The organism is Paenibacillus sp. FSL W8-0187 (assembly GCF_037969755.1).
GTDB lineage: Bacteria > Bacillota > Bacilli > Paenibacillales > Paenibacillaceae > Paenibacillus_AQ.
On the sequence record NZ_CP150206.1, the window covers coordinates 1492968 to 1509846 of the forward strand.

General features: G+C 53.5%; 14 protein-coding genes. All 14 read left to right on the plus strand.

Going from position 1 to position 16879, the window contains the following annotated elements; genetic code table 11:
• The first annotated feature begins 66 nt into the window (after positions 1-66).
• The 14 genes from MKY48_RS06475 (at position 67) to MKY48_RS06540 (ending at position 16861) form a co-directional block, all read left to right on the plus strand.
• On the plus strand, positions 67-585 hold the full coding sequence (locus MKY48_RS06475; protein ID WP_113060294.1) for a TetR/AcrR family transcriptional regulator: 519 nt from the start codon (positions 67-69) through the stop codon (positions 583-585).
• A 130-nt stretch (positions 586-715) separates the two neighbouring features.
• Positions 716-1711 carry an NAD-dependent epimerase/dehydratase family protein gene (locus MKY48_RS06480; RefSeq protein WP_339292551.1) on the plus strand — a complete coding sequence of 332 codons (996 nt, stop codon included), beginning with the start codon at positions 716-718 and terminating at the stop codon, positions 1709-1711.
• Positions 1712-1921: 210 nt separating this feature from the next.
• Positions 1922-2389 (plus strand): RNA polymerase sigma factor, encoded by a 468-nt coding sequence (locus tag MKY48_RS06485; protein ID WP_339270982.1) that lies wholly within the window; start codon positions 1922-1924, stop codon positions 2387-2389.
• Complete coding sequence (locus MKY48_RS06490) at positions 2386-3594, plus strand: hypothetical protein (protein ID WP_339270984.1); 1209 nt, start codon at positions 2386-2388, stop codon at positions 3592-3594. The genes MKY48_RS06485 and MKY48_RS06490 overlap by 4 nt, the downstream gene beginning before the upstream one ends.
• A gap of 21 nt (positions 3595-3615) precedes the next feature.
• Positions 3616-3813 (plus strand): hypothetical protein, encoded by a 198-nt coding sequence (locus MKY48_RS06495; RefSeq protein ID WP_076322834.1) that lies wholly within the window; start codon positions 3616-3618, stop codon positions 3811-3813.
• A gap of 168 nt (positions 3814-3981) precedes the next feature.
• Positions 3982-4599, plus strand: a complete 618-nt coding sequence (locus MKY48_RS06500) for a TetR/AcrR family transcriptional regulator (protein ID WP_339270986.1) — start codon at positions 3982-3984, stop codon at positions 4597-4599.
• Complete coding sequence (locus tag MKY48_RS06505; RefSeq protein WP_339270988.1) at positions 4574-5266, plus strand: DUF308 domain-containing protein; 693 nt, start codon at positions 4574-4576, stop codon at positions 5264-5266. The genes MKY48_RS06500 and MKY48_RS06505 overlap by 26 nt, the downstream gene beginning before the upstream one ends.
• 272 nt (positions 5267-5538) lie before the next feature.
• Positions 5539-7245 (plus strand): trehalase family glycosidase, encoded by a 1707-nt coding sequence (locus MKY48_RS06510; protein ID WP_339292552.1) that lies wholly within the window; start codon positions 5539-5541, stop codon positions 7243-7245.
• Between the two features lie 210 nt (positions 7246-7455).
• Positions 7456-9201, plus strand: coding sequence for a sensor histidine kinase (locus MKY48_RS06515; RefSeq protein WP_339270992.1), 1746 nt, complete (start codon positions 7456-7458; stop codon positions 9199-9201).
• Complete coding sequence (locus tag MKY48_RS06520) at positions 9179-10354, plus strand: response regulator (protein WP_339270994.1); 1176 nt, start codon at positions 9179-9181, stop codon at positions 10352-10354. Before MKY48_RS06515 ends, MKY48_RS06520 begins: the two co-directional genes overlap by 23 nt.
• A gap of 141 nt (positions 10355-10495) precedes the next feature.
• Positions 10496-11773 carry a sugar ABC transporter substrate-binding protein gene (locus MKY48_RS06525; protein WP_339270996.1) on the plus strand — a complete coding sequence of 426 codons (1278 nt, stop codon included), beginning with the start codon at positions 10496-10498 and terminating at the stop codon, positions 11771-11773.
• Positions 11774-11796: 23 nt separating this feature from the next.
• The gene (locus tag MKY48_RS06530) at positions 11797-12804 is read left to right on the plus strand and encodes a sugar ABC transporter permease (RefSeq protein ID WP_339270997.1); all 1008 of its coding nucleotides are present in this window, start codon (positions 11797-11799) and stop codon (positions 12802-12804) included.
• Positions 12801-13613 carry a carbohydrate ABC transporter permease gene (locus MKY48_RS06535; protein WP_053489640.1) on the plus strand — a complete coding sequence of 271 codons (813 nt, stop codon included), beginning with the start codon at positions 12801-12803 and terminating at the stop codon, positions 13611-13613. The genes MKY48_RS06530 and MKY48_RS06535 overlap by 4 nt, the downstream gene beginning before the upstream one ends.
• Before the next feature lie 149 nt (positions 13614-13762).
• On the plus strand, positions 13763-16861 hold the full coding sequence (locus MKY48_RS06540; protein ID WP_339271001.1) for a glycoside hydrolase family 2 TIM barrel-domain containing protein: 3099 nt from the start codon (positions 13763-13765) through the stop codon (positions 16859-16861).
• Positions 16862-16879 lie beyond the last annotated feature (18 nt).

Below are 16879 nucleotides of genomic sequence, written 5' to 3' on the forward strand. Positions count from 1 at the left end.
TACTAAGTTCAATTAGTGATTGGTCAATCAATAATAAAACGATATGAGTGAAGGAGGGTGGTAGAAATGGCTAGAGCGTCAACCTCTGCGAATCGGCGGAATGATATCGTGGCGGCAGCCATCGAAGTGTTTGCAGAGATCGGATATTATCGCGCGACCACGGCTCAAGTTGCCGAACGGGCAGCGATATCCCAGCCTTACGTCTACCGGTTCTTTACCAAGGAGTCACTGCTCGTGGAATCGCTGGCTGTTTCCTGGGAGCGCATCGTGAAGGCATTTCAAGCGGTGATCGAATCCGCTTCTCCAGAGAATCTGGAGTTGGGTTTGATTCAGGCCTACGAAGGGATTGTGCAGTCGCATCGCAGTGAGATCCTGCTCCAGATGCAGGCACAGACGATTCAGGAAGCGCCGATCCGCGAAGCGATGCAGCAGGGAATGAATGAGGTGAAGGATCTCGTGGAGAATGCCTTTGTGCGGGCGGGGTTTGAGGATGCCGATAAGAAAACCTCCGATTTTCTGGCCCGGGGCATGCTGTGCAATGTAGCCATGGCGATGGATATGCCGAATATGATGCCTATAAGATAGATCATGTCCAGGCGCGTTTTGTGCCACACCGCGTACCGCATGGGTAGTGCGCGGTGGAAGAAGGGCATTTTTTTAAAAGAAATTGTAATTGATCAATCAATAACGATATGAGATAAGGGAGAGATTGATGATGAAAAAAGCGATTGTTTTGGGTGCAACAGGTGGGGTAGGAGCTCCATTAACCGTGGAGCTGGTAAAGCGTGGGGTCCAAACGGTGGCCTTCGGCCGCTCCTCGACGAAGCTGAATGAGCTGGCGGAGCAGTTGGACCATTCTCCTCTGCTTACGCTGGAAATTGGAGATGCGTTTAAACCCGAGGATATTCTAAGAGCCGGGGAAGGAGCTGACGTTATTTTTCACAGTGCCAACATTCCCTATCACGAGATGGAGTCCAGGCTGCTGCCGCTGGGTGAATCGGTCATGACAGCAGCAGAGAAGCTGGGTGCAAAGGTTGTTGTCGTTGATGGAATCTATCCTTATGGTAGACGATTAATGGAAAAGGCGACGGAGGATCATCCCAAAAAACCGCATACCCGCAAGGGCAAAGTGAGATTGGCCTACGAGCAATTGTTATTCTCGTCGCGCTGGCATAAGGCAAAGCCTCTTATCGTACGGCTTCCCGATTATTACGGTCCCTCTGCGCAGGCATCTTACCTATCGGTAACGATGGAAGCCATTGCGCCAGGCAAACCGACCGCTTTCATCGGCAATATGAGCGTTCCCCGCGAGTACGTCTATTTGCCCGATGCCGCCCGGATGATTGTGGAGATTGCAACAAGGGAGGAGTCCTATGGGCAGAACTGGCATATCCCCGGACCCGGCGTTATTTCAGGTCATGAGCTGGTGCGGATTGCGCAGCAGGCTGCCGGAAAGCGCAAGACTGTGATGCCGCTGGGACGAATTGGGCTATCTTTGATTGGATTATTCAATCCGGTGATGAAAGAGGTGGTTGAGATGCTGTATTTGACCGAGGAGCCTCTGGTGCTGAGCGGTGAAAAATATGAACGCTTGATAGGGCCGATTCAATGGACGCCCCATGAGCAGGCAATTACGGCAACGATGAGGAGTTTAATGGGCAAAGGTGCTCGAGAAGCTGAAGACGCAAAGGGTAGTGCAGCCATGATATAACGATACATTACAGATGTTTTTTACGAAAAGTAGTAATTGATCAATCAATAATATTGATTGGGATTAAATAGAGGCAGACACGCTGACTGCGTAGACGGTTGGCGTGTTTTTTTTATGGGCTCGAAAAAAATTTCGAGAATATCCATCAGTTTCATTTGCCCAAACGTTATATTAACAGAAAAGACAAAACGAAAAGTGAGAGGTTGGCTAATGGAAGTATGTGATCTCTATGAAAATCTGAAGGAGGATGTCCGGCGTTATGCCAGATCCATTGCCAAGCATGCTTATGAAGCGGATGATCTGGTCCAGGATGCCTTTATGAAGGCCATCAAGGAGCCGAATCTGGCAGCTCTGCCCCTTCACAAGCAAAAGGCCTGGTTCTTCAGAGTCGTCAAAAATCGCATGATCGATATTAGCCGCCGGGAGAAGCGGCTCGTATCGTGGGAGGATGATCTGGACGTCGCAGAGCTCCCCGTTTCAAGCCGCAATATTGAAATGACGGAATGGCTCGCCCGTTTGCCGCAATCGCAAAGCGATATCGTGTTTAAGCGCTTTTGGCTCGGGATGTCCAGCCAGGAAATCGGTGAGCAACTGGGCATGCCGGCAGCCACGGTTCGGTACAAATTGCAAACCGCCATCAAAAAATTGAGAAAACTATGGGAGGAAGATATGAAATGAGCAGAATAATCGAGAATGTAGGGATGTTGGATCTTACGCAGGCAACGGAGGAAACCGTAACAAGCATCGAACGGATCGGAAACGTGGGACTTGTAATCTACCGGGCAGAGACGGCACATCTGCTCACGCTGTTGAAAAATGCAGGCAATATCGGCAAGACGCTTGAAATTCCGGAGGGGCACCGTTATTACAGCGGTACGCTGCGATTGGACGAGGAATATTTTCAGCTTCTGGAGCAGCCGGACCGCGTGTTCGTTAACGGCACGGTCATTATCGATAAAGAAGTATCTCTTGAAGTATTCCAGAACGGTACGCTGCACCTGGTGGTCAACGGCCAGGTCTATGCTCCCCGGCATCTGGCCGGAGCTGTTACCGCTGCGTTGATCAAAGCGGGGGGAGCCAGCGCGGAAATACACGCGTATCAATACGAGCCCAGGTTCGAGTCCGGGAAGGTTCAATTGAATAATGCGTATCTGGCCTCCAGCAACGAGCCCATGGAGCTGGTGTTGAACGGCATAGTTCAACTGGATAAGGAACTGGATATGGAGCAGTTCACGGCCCGAATTGAAAGTATCCGCGTTAACGGCAAGGCGGTTATTCATGAACATCAATCTCCTTATTTCTACGAAAAATTGAAAACGATAAACGGCTTGGTCGAGGTGATCCCGGCAGGCTTCGAATATGTAACCAAACCCGTAAGGCTAAACGCGAGAACCGCTCGGCGCTTTAAAGACCATAAGCTCTACACGAATAAGCCGCTCATTCTCGAGGCGGACGTGACCCGGGATGCCTTCAGCCAGGCCTTGTCAGAGATACAGTCGACTTCGTTCATCATTTGCAGCGAGGAGATCGAGGATTTGGTTTGGGAGCGCTGTCCCAACCTGAACACGGAAATCGTAAGTTATGAGCGGCTCTTTGTTTTCATCAACGGCGAGGAGACCTGGTCGAGGGATCAACTGCTGGCTTTGGGGCAGCCGGCTAGCTTTATCGTTGACGGGACGCTGACCTTTGACGATGACGTGACTGAGGAAGACATTAAGGCTTCGCTGTCCTCCCTGGATCTTTTCGGCGAAGTCGTTGTAGGGGAAAAAAGAATTAAAGGCATTTTGTACCCTTACCTTCGAGTAAACAATGGAAGTATCATAGTGAAGGGGACGGAAGAGGCGCTTGCAGGTATTGGTAATGTCGGAATGTTGTCGCTATAAAAAGAAATGAGGAATGAAACCATGAATATCAATAATGAAGATATTGCCAAACAGCATGTTCGCGATCTCCGTCAGGAATTGGAACGATGCAGGATGGCAACGAAATTGCGATCTAAACGCAATCAAGCGGCCAACACCGCAACGACTGCACGTACAGTCGATGGAAAGTGGAAGTCGCTGCTTAATACCATCATCATGATGGGAAGAAGAATGCTCTAATCGGTTGAGCCGGTTATGGCACCAAACGAATCTATACGAATCGTCGATGCGATAAGCGTCGGCGATTTTTTTATTTTTAACTACCGATAGTTAAAAAATATTGACACTTCCCATTCTTAGATTTAAAATTCTACCTATCGGTAGTTAAAAAAGGAGTGGGATCATACGTTGAAAAAGAAAGACTTAACCTCGCAGCAGATCGTTGAGGCCGCCATCGGATTGTTTGCGGTTCATGGCATCGAGAAGACCAGCCTTGCGATGATTGCCGGCGAGGTGGGTATTACGAAACCGTCGATCTACTACCATTTTGCATCCAAGGATGAACTGGTGGAGCGCGTCTTTGATTATATGTTCAGCGATTATCATTTCGATCATTATTTCTCCCTGACCGAAATGAACGAGCACAACTTCGCGGAGAAGCTGTACCAAGGGGGATTGCGCATGTTTCCGGAGGAGGAAGAGGCTTTTGTGCCGGTCATGCGCCTATTGAATGAGTTCATGCTGACCACAAACCGGAGTGCCAATTACGGCCAGCGGGTGATAGCTATGCAGCAATCGTTCCTGGACGGCTTTCGGGAACTGATGCGGTTAGGAGCAGACTTCGGGATCATTGAGCGGCAGAATGCAGATTCCAAAGCGTATGTTCTGGCACTGGTCATTGATAATGTCACGAGTTATATCATGATGGATATTCGATTGGATTACCAAGCGATATGGAGGGAAGCGGTGAACAGTACCCTCAGGAAAGGGGCGGATATACTTGAATCACGGGATGGAATACAGTGACCTTGGATTATCCTCTTCTGACCGGATCCTGATTTGGGCGGTACCGCCGTTATTAGGCGCGGTTGTCGGCTGGTTTATACCTGCAATCGCGGATTGGGCAACGGGCCTCGCCTGGGTGCCTTTTCAAGGACCGCTGGAGTTAATCGCATCTATACAAGGACCTTGGGTCGTCATCGTAACCGCTATTCTGGGCTTGCTTGCGGGCATGGTACTCTCCCATATTGCCATTAAAGAAAGCCTTGCCGTTCGTCTGTCGGATCAAGAGATCAGACTCCGCATGCATGATGCCGAACAAACGTTTACGAGAGACGAGGTTTCTGCGGTCTTTCTGGATGGCAAGCAGTTGGTCCTGCTGGGCACTGAGGGGCAGGAACTCTACCGGGAGAAACCCGAAGCCAAGCGGGATGCCTTAGCCGAAGCCTTCAAGCGGCACGGTTACTCCTGGAGAGACCGCGATCCGTTCGCCGATCATTATGTCCGATGGGTTGCCGATTCGCCGGAACTGACGCCCAGCCTGAACGCGCTCTTCCTGGCACGGAAGAAGGCGATGGAGAACGAGGATAAAGAAGATGCAGCCGATCTGCGCCGGGAACTATCGAAGCTGGGAATTACGGTACGGGATGACGGAAAAAGACAGTATTGGCGGCAGCACGGCCGCCGGCCCTAACGGCCTTAGGAAGCAGTCGTAATTGTCCCGATCATACGCTACACACACTCATCACGCCACCGCCGCGATCATCGGCGGTTTTTTAATGGATCTTCGCGTCACTGTCGTTTGCCATGACATTTATTCCCCCTCTCATCGAACAAAATGACACCTCACCCGCTTAGACGAGCCTGCAGCAAACAATATCCCTCTATCGGCAAGACATCCGGCAGTCCTCTCTTCCCATGAGAAGTCTTACAATGAAAGCGATACCTCAGCGAAGGAGATGTCTTATGAATTTTGATCTGAATATCGTACCTTTCAGCCGAAGAGAGTCCTTCTTGGCAATTTCCCTCCTGCCCGCGGCAAAGGACCGCAGACCAGGACTTTACCTGCGAACCGTCCGCGGAGGAGATGACAAGTTTGGCGAGGCGTTTCTGATAGAGCTGCTAAACCGGCAGAGCGAGCCGGTTCCGTTTGAACCTATGGCATCACCCGACAAAATCAGGCTAAAGGCCTCCGATTCGGAGGGTCATGCGGACATTTGTTTATCGGACTCCCGGACCGTCCGATTCCGCTCGGAAGGCTGCGGCATCCGGCTTACCTTTTTTCCAGCAGCGTATGATTACGCCTATGAGACCCATCCGGACAGCTGGGAGGTGAACAGCTTCACGCATGGCTGCCGCTTCATGCTGACCCGGCTTGCAGGCCAGATGGGCATGGAGGTCGAATGGAACGAGATCAAGAGCTCGCGGGTGACCGCCGACTTCTCCATGGACGCGTTAACCAATATAGCGGAATTTGCGGTAGAGGAGTTCATGACCGTCATGACCCCACGCAAGGAATGGGAGTCCTTCGACGAGGCGGTTCATAGCGTCCGGGAAGATTATGCCGCATGGCTGAACAACACCCTTACCGTCTCTGAGCGGTGGCAGGAAGCAAGGGAGCTCGCGGCCTATATTACCTGGTCCTGCGTGGTTCCGGCCGAAGGCTGTCTGACCCGCCCAGCCATGTATATGTCCAAGAATTGGATGACCAACATCTGGAGCTGGGACAACTGCTTTAACGCGATGGCCCTCGTGCGGCATCAGCCGGAGCTGGCCTGGGATCAGTTCATGATCTTTTTTGACCGGCAGGATGAGAGCGGCCTGATCCCTGACTTCGTGAACGATAAATACGAGCTTTGGAATTGCAACAAACCACCGATTCACGGCTGGACACTGGCCTGGATGATGCGTCGGACCGATTTCATTAAGGAGACCCAACTGCGCGAGGTCTATGGCCCGTTATCCAAATGGACGGAGTGGTGGTTCACGCACCGGGACCATGACGGCGACGGCATTCCCCAGTACAACCACGGCAACGATTCAGGCTGGGACAACAGCACGGCGTTTAATAACGGCATTCCCGTCGAGAGCCCTGATCTTGCCGCCTATCTCATTATTCAGATGGAGACGCTGGCCGAAATCGCAGGTTTGCTGGGCCTGACCGAGGAGTCGAGCCAATGGAGACAGAGAGCGGACGATACGCTGGAGCGTTTGATTCGACACTTCTGGAAGGATGGCCGGTTCACGGCCTGCCGCTCGGGAACGCATGAGGTATCCGAGGGAGACAGCTTGCTGCTGTTCGTTCCCATCCTGCTGGGAAGACGCCTTCCCGAGTTTATTCGCAAGGCTCTACTGGAAGGACTTCGGGATGAAAGCCGATTCCTGACAAGCAACGGCTGGGCTACCGAGAGCGTAAGCAGCCGCTATTATAAGGCGGACGGATATTGGCGCGGGCCGATCTGGGCTCCTTCCACGATGCTGCTGGTCGAAGGGGTAGCGGCAGCTGGGGATATGGAGCTGGCGACGGAGATTGCGCAGCGGTACTGCCGGATGGTCAGTCTCAGCGGCATGGCCGAGAATTTTGATGCCCTGACCGGAGCGGGGCTTCGTGATCGGGCGTTCACCTGGACCTCCAGTGTATTTTTGATTCTTGGACATGAATACTCCCTATAACGATGACGGACAAATACTTCTTCCCGGGCTTTTGCCTTGTGGGGGAGGTGCTTTTTCCGTTTCCTCTCCGTTTCCAGTTGCCGCCTAATTACAAGCCCTTTGTTCGGGTTTATAATGAAAGCGGTATCACGGACTGGTTAGCAGTCCTGCCGCATGGCGAACGAGTGGACGAAAGTTTCACGATACGATACGACAACGGGGAGAGTAACCATGAATCTTCAGGGGATCAAAGATCGAGTGGGCCGGCTGTTCACCGGCACCTATCACAGTATACGAACGAAGCTGCTTACTTGTTTTTTAGTCGTCACCCTGATTCCGCTGTTCTCGCTTGGCGGACTTTCCTATTATCAATCCGCTAAAGTGATTAACTCCCAGTTCGGCAAATACGGCGATAATGCCGTAGCGCAGCTGGAGCAGCAGACCAGTTCGGCATTAGGGCGGATGAAGCAGACGGCGGAAACAATTTATTCCTATTTACTGGACCCGAGCCATTCGGGGATCGGAGCCGGGACGCCATCCACATACGGCGACATTATGGAGAAGAACGACTTCGAATCGTTATTGAAGTCTCTTCGGACGCAGCTGACAGCGGGAATTTATATCATTACGACCTCCGGCTATTACTATGGGGAGAACAATCTGGATGTGAATAAACTCGGCAATATCCCGATGTGGAGCACGAGGCCGAAGGCCTATGCCGGGACGTATTGGCTCGGTTTTTACAAACAGGATCATTCCATTAAGAGCAGTGATAGCGATAACGTGCCGGTCATCGGGCTCGCCGTACCGATCCACCACCCGGACAAGGCTCAGGACGGCAGCATCATCCTCATTGAGGAGAGTGCCGAGGAGCTGCTGCGCAGTTATGCCAAGTTCGAGGCCGACACGCACGCCCACCTGCTCATTACATCGCCGGACGGCACGATCGTGTATGAGACGGATGCTCCGTATACCCCCCATGACAACGATGTGACCTGGTCCCGGACTCTTGGCGTCAACCAATGGACCATGGAAGCCAGAGTTCCGGCCAAGGCTTTCTATCAATCCTCGGGCGTTATCCGGGCGAACACGATGGTTGTTGCCATCGTCTCCTGCTTGCTTGCTTTTGGCATTGCTTATCTGTTCTCCTCCCGGTTCACCTCACGAATTCGAACCTTGAAGGACTCGATGCAGAAGGTGAGCTTTGGCAAGCTGGATACCCGTACGCCAATCGAGGGCAGGGATGAACTGGGCAGTCTCGATATGAGTTTTAACCGGATGGTTACGGGCGTGCAGACACTGATTGGCGAAGTGGAGCAGAGCGAGCGGCTGAAAAAAGAGGCGGAGCTGCGCGCATTCCATTATCAGATCAACCCTCATCTGCTGTTCAATACACTCAACTCCATCCAGTGGAAAGCCAGGCTGCAAGGCGCGGAGGACATCCGTCAGATGCTGTATCATCTGACGATGGTGCTGGAGGGGAATTTGGATATCTCGCAGGAGCTGGTCACGTTGAACAGGGAGCTGCGCATGATCGGTCACTTTTTGAAAATCCAGGAGATCAGGTACGGCGAGGTGTTCCGTTATGAGCTGGATTGCGATGAGGCGTTTCTGCCTTATTTGATTCCACGGATGACGCTTCAGCCGCTGTTTGAAAACATTTTTTTCCATGCCTTCACCGATGGTCAGGGAGAGATACATGTCAAGGTCGAGGAGGATCATGACGAGCTGGTGCTTACGCTTCGCGATAACGGGGCCGGCATCAAGGAGGAGAAGCTCGCTCAGTTATTCTCGCCGGAGATGAAGCGGAAGGGACGCGGCGGGCTTGGCGTGCGGAACGCCGATCAGAAATTCAAGCTGCATTTTGGTCCGCTATACGGACTGAAGGTACATTCGATTAAGGGAGAAGGAACAACGATCACCATACGCTGGCCGAAAAAGGAGGAGTCTTTCAATGATGAAAGCAGGGTACTTTAAGGTGTTGATTGCCGATGATGAGAGCATTGTGCGTAAGGGACTCCGCTCCACGGTGCCGTGGGACCGATTCGGGATGGAGGTTGTGGCGGACAGCCCCAACGGTCAGGCGGCTTGGGAGGCGTTCCTGGAGTTTCGCCCGCAGGTCGTCATTACGGATATCGTCATGCCGGAGATGGATGGAATCGAGCTTTCGCGCAAGGTGAAGGAGGTCGCGCCGGAAACCCGAATCATTCTGCTCAGCTGCCACCGGGATTTCGAGTATGCCCAAGAGGGGATGCGGCTTGGCGCCTCGGGATATCTGCTGAAAACCGCCTTCGAGGACGAAGAACTCGAAGCGATGCTGGAAAAATTCCAGCGTGAGCTGTCCGATACGCCGTCCTACGCGCACGAGTTGGCAGAGCAGATTTCTGCTCACCTGTTTGCTTGGCTGAACGGTCATAGCGATCGATTCCCGGGAGAACTCCGGCAGCTCTGCAGCCGTGTGGGGCAGGGGGAGTGCAAGCCCATCTCCCTCTACCTGATCAAGACGGCGGGCTGCAGCAGCAATTGGGAGGGGCTGCTTCAGGAACAGGGCTCCGACGAGCCGGGTTTGCGCTGCAGCAAGCTGATTCACTACGGCGCGGACAGCTGCTATTGGGCCGTACCGGAGGAGTTTAAGGGAGCGGCGGACAGCTTGCTGGTGGAGATCAAGAGCCGGTGCGGGAAGCTCACATGGAATTCGCGGGAATGTCTTCACGATTCGGAGGATGTACAGGCAGCTTTTCAATCCTTGCATAAGGAAGCCGAGCTGGAACGGGTGTACGGTCTTAGCGGGGAGCAGTGGCCTGAGCCGATTCTGCACGCGGTCCATCTCCTGCATGAACATCCCGCGGACGAGTGGTCGGCAGCGGAGCTGGCCCAGAAGGTGGGGCTGAGCCGCAGCCATTTTTCGATCCTGTTTAAGAAAACGGTTGGCGACAGCTTCATCACATTCCAATATAAACGCAAGCTCCGCCTCGCCTATGGCCTGCTGCGCGAAACCTCCTTAACGATGCAGGAGATCGCCGAGAAGACCGGGCTTGGCGACAGCAAATATTTCAGCAAATGGTTCAAACGCTGCACAGGCCAGACGCCAAGCCAATACCGTGCCGAACAAAAAGGGGAATCATTGTAAACAAATGAACACCCGAGGACGAAAGTTCGAACAAAAATACGATCATCTGCGAATCAGCGCACGTTTTGAACCGCTTTCATCCGAGTTATGATGAAAGCGGTTCAATTCATATCAACTCAATACTTTAGGGGAGCTGACAATATGAAAAAGAAAATGTCATGGATCGCGTTGGTTTCGGTTATGACGTTAATGGCATCCTTGCTGGCCGCATGCGGCGGCAGCGGCGGGACCGGAGCATCGAAGGAGCCGGACGGCAATGCATCGGGCGCGGCGACAACGCTTCGCTTCGCTACCTGGGATACGGGTGATGCGCTGAAGATCGAGCAGGAGATCGCCAAGAAGTTCGAGGAATCGCATCCCGGCACGAAGGTTCAGGTGGAGGCTTATGCCGACGGATTCGATCAGAAGCTGGCCGCCGGTTTTGGCGCAGCCAATCCGCCGGACGTGATGTATATGTGGGATTTTCCGACGTATCACCAATCTCTGGAGCCGCTGGACGGCTACGCGTCCAAGGATGAGGATTTGAATATCGATGATTTTTACCAAGGATTGTTTAACTACGGCAAGATCGATAATCAGCTGTACGGAATCCCGGCGGGCTTTACGACCCGGGTGGTGTACTACAACAAGAAGATGTTCGACGATGCGGGCATCGCCTATCCGAGCGATGGATGGACATGGAGGGAATTCCAGGAGAATGCCCAGAAGCTGACGGATAAATCCAAGAAGCAGTATGGCTTCGGCGTACGAGCCGAGAACGATACGTATGACCTCCAAGGGTTCGTATGGAGCAACGGCGGTTCCTTCATTTCCGAGGACGGCACAACGATTGAAGGCTACATGAACAGCAAGGAAACGGCGGAAGCCATTCAGATGCTGGGCGATATGCTCAAGAACGGCTCAGCCGTCCTGACTGGAGGCAAAGGGCAGCAGAGCGGGGAGGATATTTTCAAAGCCGGCAAAATTGCCATGTGGGAGAGCGGTATCTGGCCTCTGGAATCCTTCAGGGAAGCTGGAATCGACGTGGGTACGGTGGAAATGCCAGCCTTCGAGGGCAAGCCTGTAAAGGGCGTATTGGCCGAATCCGCGCTGTCGATAGCGAAGGATTCCAAGAACAAGGATCTGGCTTGGGAGTTCATTAAGTTCTACGTATCGGACGAAGCGATCAAAATGCGCGTGGCCGACCTTCCGGTCCGGGTCAGCGTGGTGAACGAGCTGAAGAAGGATCAGGATCCGCTCTACAAGCCGTATTACACGATGCTGGAGCGTTCGGACAATACGCCGGCCTTCCTGCTGAATCCGAAATGGAACGAAGTGAACCGCCAGCTGTCGGCAGCTGTGGAATCCGTCATGTTTGGCAGCGATGCCCAGGAGGTTCTGAACCAAGCGGTGAAGGATAGCGAACGCTATTTGAAATAAACGAAGAAAGAAGGTTCGCGAATATGGCCCATACTGAAGTGCCTTACTCACAACAGCAGACAGCGGCCCCGAAGCGACTTGGACCAAAACGTTGGGGTGGGGCCGTGCCCTACCTCTTCATTTTTCCATGGATATTCGGTTTTCTGGTTTTCACGCTTGGTCCGCTGCTGTTTTCCCTCGTCATTTCGTTTTTTGATTGGCCGATCGTAGGCCAAGTGACTTTTGTCGGCATCGACAACTATGTGGAGATGTTCTCGAACGATCCGTTGTTCTGGAAATCGCTGATAGTTACGTTAAAGTTCGCGGCTTTGTTCGTTCCGCTGAACATCATCGTGGCTTTGGGACTCGCCATGCTGCTGAATCAAAAGGTGAGAGGGAGCGCGTTCTTCCGCACCGCCTTCTACCTGCCGTCGGTCATTTCCGGCGTTGCCCTCGCCATGATCTGGTCTTGGGTGTACAGCGGGGATTACGGGATCCTGAATTTTTTCTTATCGCTTGTCGGCATCGAAGGCCCGGACTGGCTGAACGATACGAAGTGGTCCCTGGTCGCCATGGTTATTGCAAGTCTGTGGGGACAGGGCTCGATGATGCTTATTTTTCTGGCGGGTCTCAAAGGCATTCCGAAGGACCTGTATGAGTCGGCCTCGATAGATGGAGCGGGTAAGATCAGGCAGTTCTTCAATGTGACCATCCCGATGATCACGCCGACCCTGCTGTTTAACCTGATTACGTCCATCATTGCGGCCTTCCAGCAATTGACGCTGGCGCTTCTGCTTACGGGCGGTGGCCCGCTGAAGTCGACGTTTTTCTATGCGATGTACATGTACGAGAATGCGTTCAAGTATTTCAAGATGGGTTATTCCGCAGCCAATGCCTGGTTCATGTTCCTGATCGTGCTGACGCTGACGTTCCTCGTGTTCAAGTCTTCGGAGGCCTGGGTGTTCTATGAGGGCGAGATGAAGAAGGAGAAGGCGAAGCCAAAGCGTAACAAAGCAGGCGTACCTGCCGGCAGAGAGGGGCGTTCCGCATGAAAAAAGTAATCACGTACACACTGCTCATCTTGTGCTCCCTGCTGTTCATTGCGCCGCTCTTCTGGGCGATCACGACAGCACTGAAGTCGCAGCAGGAGCTGTATCTGTTTCCTCCAAAATGGTTGCCTTCCGTGTGGAGATTCAGCAATTTCGCGGAAGCCTGGAGCATTCAGCCGTTTAACCTGTTTTTGAAAAATACGCTGATCGTGACGCTGCTGTCGACGCTCGGGCAGCTCATATCGTGCACGCTGGTGGCATACGGGTTCGCACGGTTTCAGTTCAAGGGACGGGATGCGCTATTTCTGATCGTGCTTGCCACCATGATGATTCCGTGGGAAGTGACCATGATTCCACAGTATATGGAGTTCAACTACCTGGGTTGGATCAATACGCTCAAACCGCTCATCGTACCGTCCTGGTTTGGTTCCGCCTACTTCATTTTTCTGCTGCGCCAGTTCATCATGACCTTGCCGAAGGAGCTGGATGAAGCGGCAACGATTGACGGGGCGGGCAAAATGACGGTTTTGCTGCGGATCATCGTGCCGCTGATGGGACCCTCGCTCATTCTGGTGGCCGTGTTCCATATGATGAGCTGCTGGAACGATTATCTGGGTCCGCTCATCTTCCTGAATGATCAGACGAAATATACGCTGACGCTGGGGTTATCCCAATTTAAGGGTATGCACGGCGTCGATATGCAATCCATTATGGCGATCACCTGCCTGATCTCGATCCCGCCGCTGGCCGTATTTTTCTTTGCGCAGCGTTATATCGTTGGCGGCATTGCCACGACGGGGATCAAGGGGTAAACGGTGCCAATGATAAGAGGCATCCACGATTGATATGAAGCATGAAACAGCATCAGAACATAGAAGTGCGTGTTCAAAAAGTCATGGAAAGATGACTTTTTGAACTACCTCTAGAAGACTAGACTGCTTGGGAAAGGATGGAGAGATATATGAAAGACCATCGTATCGGCCGCGACTGGGATGACCTAAGCGTGCTGGAACGGAACCGGGCGAAAAGCCGGGCCTATTTCATTCCGTTCGCGGATGCGGACGGAGCGTTAAGCTATGACAGAGGCAGTTCGGCTTGGTACCAATCACTGAACGGGGTGTGGAAATTCCACTATGCCGAGGAGCCGGAGACAGCTCCTGAAGTTTTTTATGAAGAAGATTACGATGTATCGGCCTGGGATGACCTCCCAGTTCCGGGGCACTGGCAGCTGCAGGGCTACGGCCATCCTCATTACACGGATTTGTACTATCCGTTCCCGGTGGATCCGCCGCATGTGCCAAATGCGAATCCGACCGGAAGTTACGTACGCGAGTTCGAGCTTCCAGAGCATTGGGATGGCAGGAAGATTTGCGTCAAATTCGACGGGGTGGACAGTGCGTTTCATGTGTGGCTAAACGGGTCGTTTATCGGCTATAGCCAGGGAAGCCGGCTGACCTCCGAGTTTGATCTGACGCCTTATGTGAAGACCGGCGTAAACAAGATATCGGTTCGGGTATACCAGTGGTCTGATGGAAGCTATCTGGAAGATCAGGACATGTGGTGGATTAGCGGCATTTTCCGGGATGTGTATCTGGTAGCCGAGCCGTCGGCGCTTCGCATCAACGACTTCCGCGTAACGACCGATCTGGATGCGGAGTATCTGAATGCCAAGCTGAACGTGCGTTTGGAACTGGAAGGAAGAGAGCGCGGCTCCGTCCAGTTGCGGTTGTTGAACGGAGCCGGAGTGGAAGTAGGGTCAGCCGGGAAGGATGTCTCGCACTCCGCCGTGGAGGACTTTGAGATCAAGGTAGCCGGTCCGGATTTATGGAGTGCCGAGTCCCCGGCACTGTACCACTTGGTGATCATCTTGCAGGATGCTCAAGGGGGAACGCTGGAGACGGTGGCGCAGCGCGTCGGCTTCCGCTCCATTGAAGTGAAGGACGGACAGCTCCTGGTAAATGGCAAGACAATCCTGCTTAAAGGCGTCAACCGCCATGACCATCATCCGGATACGGGCCGAACCGTCACCCTGTCCACGATGCTCGAGGACATCCGTATGATGAAGCAGCACAACATCAATGCTGTACGGACCGCTCATTACCCGAACGATCCCCGGTTCTACGAGCTGTGCGACGTGTATGGGCTGTACGTGATGGAAGAGACGGATCTGGAGACCCACGGCTTCGAGCCGCTCGGCAACATTTCCCGCTTGAGCGATGATCCGGAGTGGAAGGAAGCCTATGTGGACCGTGTCCGCCGAATGGTGGAACGGGATAAGAACCATCCGTCCGTGCTGTTCTGGTCCCTCGGCAACGAATCCGGCTTCGGCTGCAATTTCCGCGCGATGGCGGAATGGTGCCGGGAGAATGATCCAACGAGGCTGATCCATTACGAGGAGGACCGCGAAGCCGAGGTGTGCGACGTGGTGAGCACCATGTATTCCTCCGTCGAGAAGATGGAGGGATTCGGCAAAATGACCGATCATCCCAAGCCGCATATTCTGTGCGAGTTCGCGCATGCGATGGGCAACGGGCCCGGCGGTCTGCGTCCCTACTTCGATACCTTTGAAGCGCATCCCCGCCTTGCGGGCGGTTTCGTGTGGGAGTGGATCGATCACGGGCTGAGCAGAAGGACGCCGGACGGCAGGATGGATTATGCATACGGCGGTGATTATGGCGATGTTCCAAACAACAGCAATTTTGTTATTGACGGTTTGGTCCGTCCGGACCGGACGCCATCACCTGGACTTCTGGAATACAAAAAGGTCATTGAACCGGTCCGCATGTCGATGCGAAGACACGGTGTGCTTCATATCATGAACCGCTATGATTTCATTTCGCTGGATCATCTGGTGGCCCATTACCGGGTGTTGGCCGATGGACAGCTTGTCCATAGCGGAGCGCTGGAGCTTCCCCGCATCGATGCAGGCACAAGCACGGAGTTAAGCCTCCAGAAGGTTTTGGAGCAAGCGACAATAGGCGTGAGTCCTTATGCCGAGCTGTGGTTTGAGGTATCCCTCTCCCTGGCTGCGGACTGCCGCTGGGCGGAACGGGGACATGAGGTGGCATGGTCCCAGTTTCTGCTGCGGGAATCGTCCAAGCCTGAATTCGAGCAAACGGCCGCATCGCGGCGGGGACCATTACAGCTCACCGAGGAGAAGCACAAGCTTAAGGTGGGAAATGGCAGCTTTCAGCTGTCACTCGGTTCGCTTCATTCCGGATTTGAGAGCTTATTCCTGCATGGCAAAAGAATCACGCTTGGCGGACCGGCGCTGAATTTCTGGCGTCCGCCGATTGATAATGATATGTACGTGCTTCCGGATTGGCGCAAGGCCCATCTGGACCGACTCTCCGAGCGGATCGATCATTTCGAATGGAAGCGACTGGACCAAGACAGCGTGAAGGTGCGGCGGATTTCCCGGATTGCGCCGCCGGTATATGATTGGGGCTTCCGCTGCGAAACGACCTATACGATCACTTCCAGCGGCCTGATTATCATGGATGTGAAGGGTGAGCCGATCGGCACGCCGCCCGCCATGCTGCCGAAAATCGGATTGCAAATGCAAGTTGCGGGAGACATGGAACATGTCCGGTGGTACGGCAGAGGACCTGGGGAAAGCTATCCGGACAGCCTGGAAGCGGGACGGTTCGGGGAATACCGCAGCACTGTGGACGGCTTGTTCACGCCGTATATTTATCCGCAGGAGAATGGGAACCGATCGGATGTCCGCTGGATCTCGCTCGCGGATGGTGCTGGATTGGGGCTCCTCGCCGTTGGCGAGCCTGTCCTGAATTTCAGTGCAAGCCGGTACACCGACCAGGATGTGGAGTCCGCGGCGCATGCCAGCGACCTTGTTCCACGCAGTTTCATTACGCTGAATCTGGATTACCGGCAGAACGGACTTGGCAGCAACAGCTGCGGTCCGGCACAGTCTCCGGAGCATTCGATCAAGCCGGAGCCGTTTTCGTTCCGCATTCTCCTGAAGGCTTACGCTGCCGAGGATACCGATCCGGTAAGACTGAGCCGGCGGATGCGCTCGGAAGCGGAATTATACAAGTAACCGACTGATTTCATTTCA

Excerpts from the sequence above, each read along its gene's own strand:
- MKY48_RS06475 (WP_113060294.1), top strand. The coding sequence starts at position 67 with ATGGCTAGAGCGTCAACCTCTGCGAATCGGCGGAATGATATCGTGGCG.
- MKY48_RS06480 (WP_339292551.1), top strand. The coding sequence starts at position 716 with ATGAAAAAAGCGATTGTTTTGGGTGCAACAGGTGGGGTAGGAGCTCCA.
- MKY48_RS06485 (WP_339270982.1), top strand. The coding sequence starts at position 1,922 with ATGGAAGTATGTGATCTCTATGAAAATCTGAAGGAGGATGTCCGGCGT.
- MKY48_RS06490 (WP_339270984.1), top strand. The coding sequence starts at position 2,386 with ATGAGCAGAATAATCGAGAATGTAGGGATGTTGGATCTTACGCAGGCA.
- MKY48_RS06495 (WP_076322834.1), top strand. The coding sequence starts at position 3,616 with ATGAATATCAATAATGAAGATATTGCCAAACAGCATGTTCGCGATCTC.
- MKY48_RS06510 (WP_339292552.1), top strand. The coding sequence starts at position 5,539 with ATGAATTTTGATCTGAATATCGTACCTTTCAGCCGAAGAGAGTCCTTC.
- MKY48_RS06515 (WP_339270992.1), top strand. The coding sequence starts at position 7,456 with ATGAATCTTCAGGGGATCAAAGATCGAGTGGGCCGGCTGTTCACCGGC.
- MKY48_RS06520 (WP_339270994.1), top strand. The coding sequence starts at position 9,179 with ATGATGAAAGCAGGGTACTTTAAGGTGTTGATTGCCGATGATGAGAGC.
- MKY48_RS06525 (WP_339270996.1), top strand. The coding sequence starts at position 10,496 with ATGAAAAAGAAAATGTCATGGATCGCGTTGGTTTCGGTTATGACGTTA.
- MKY48_RS06530 (WP_339270997.1), top strand. The coding sequence starts at position 11,797 with ATGGCCCATACTGAAGTGCCTTACTCACAACAGCAGACAGCGGCCCCG.
- MKY48_RS06535 (WP_053489640.1), top strand. The coding sequence starts at position 12,801 with ATGAAAAAAGTAATCACGTACACACTGCTCATCTTGTGCTCCCTGCTG.
- MKY48_RS06540 (WP_339271001.1), top strand. The coding sequence starts at position 13,763 with ATGAAAGACCATCGTATCGGCCGCGACTGGGATGACCTAAGCGTGCTG.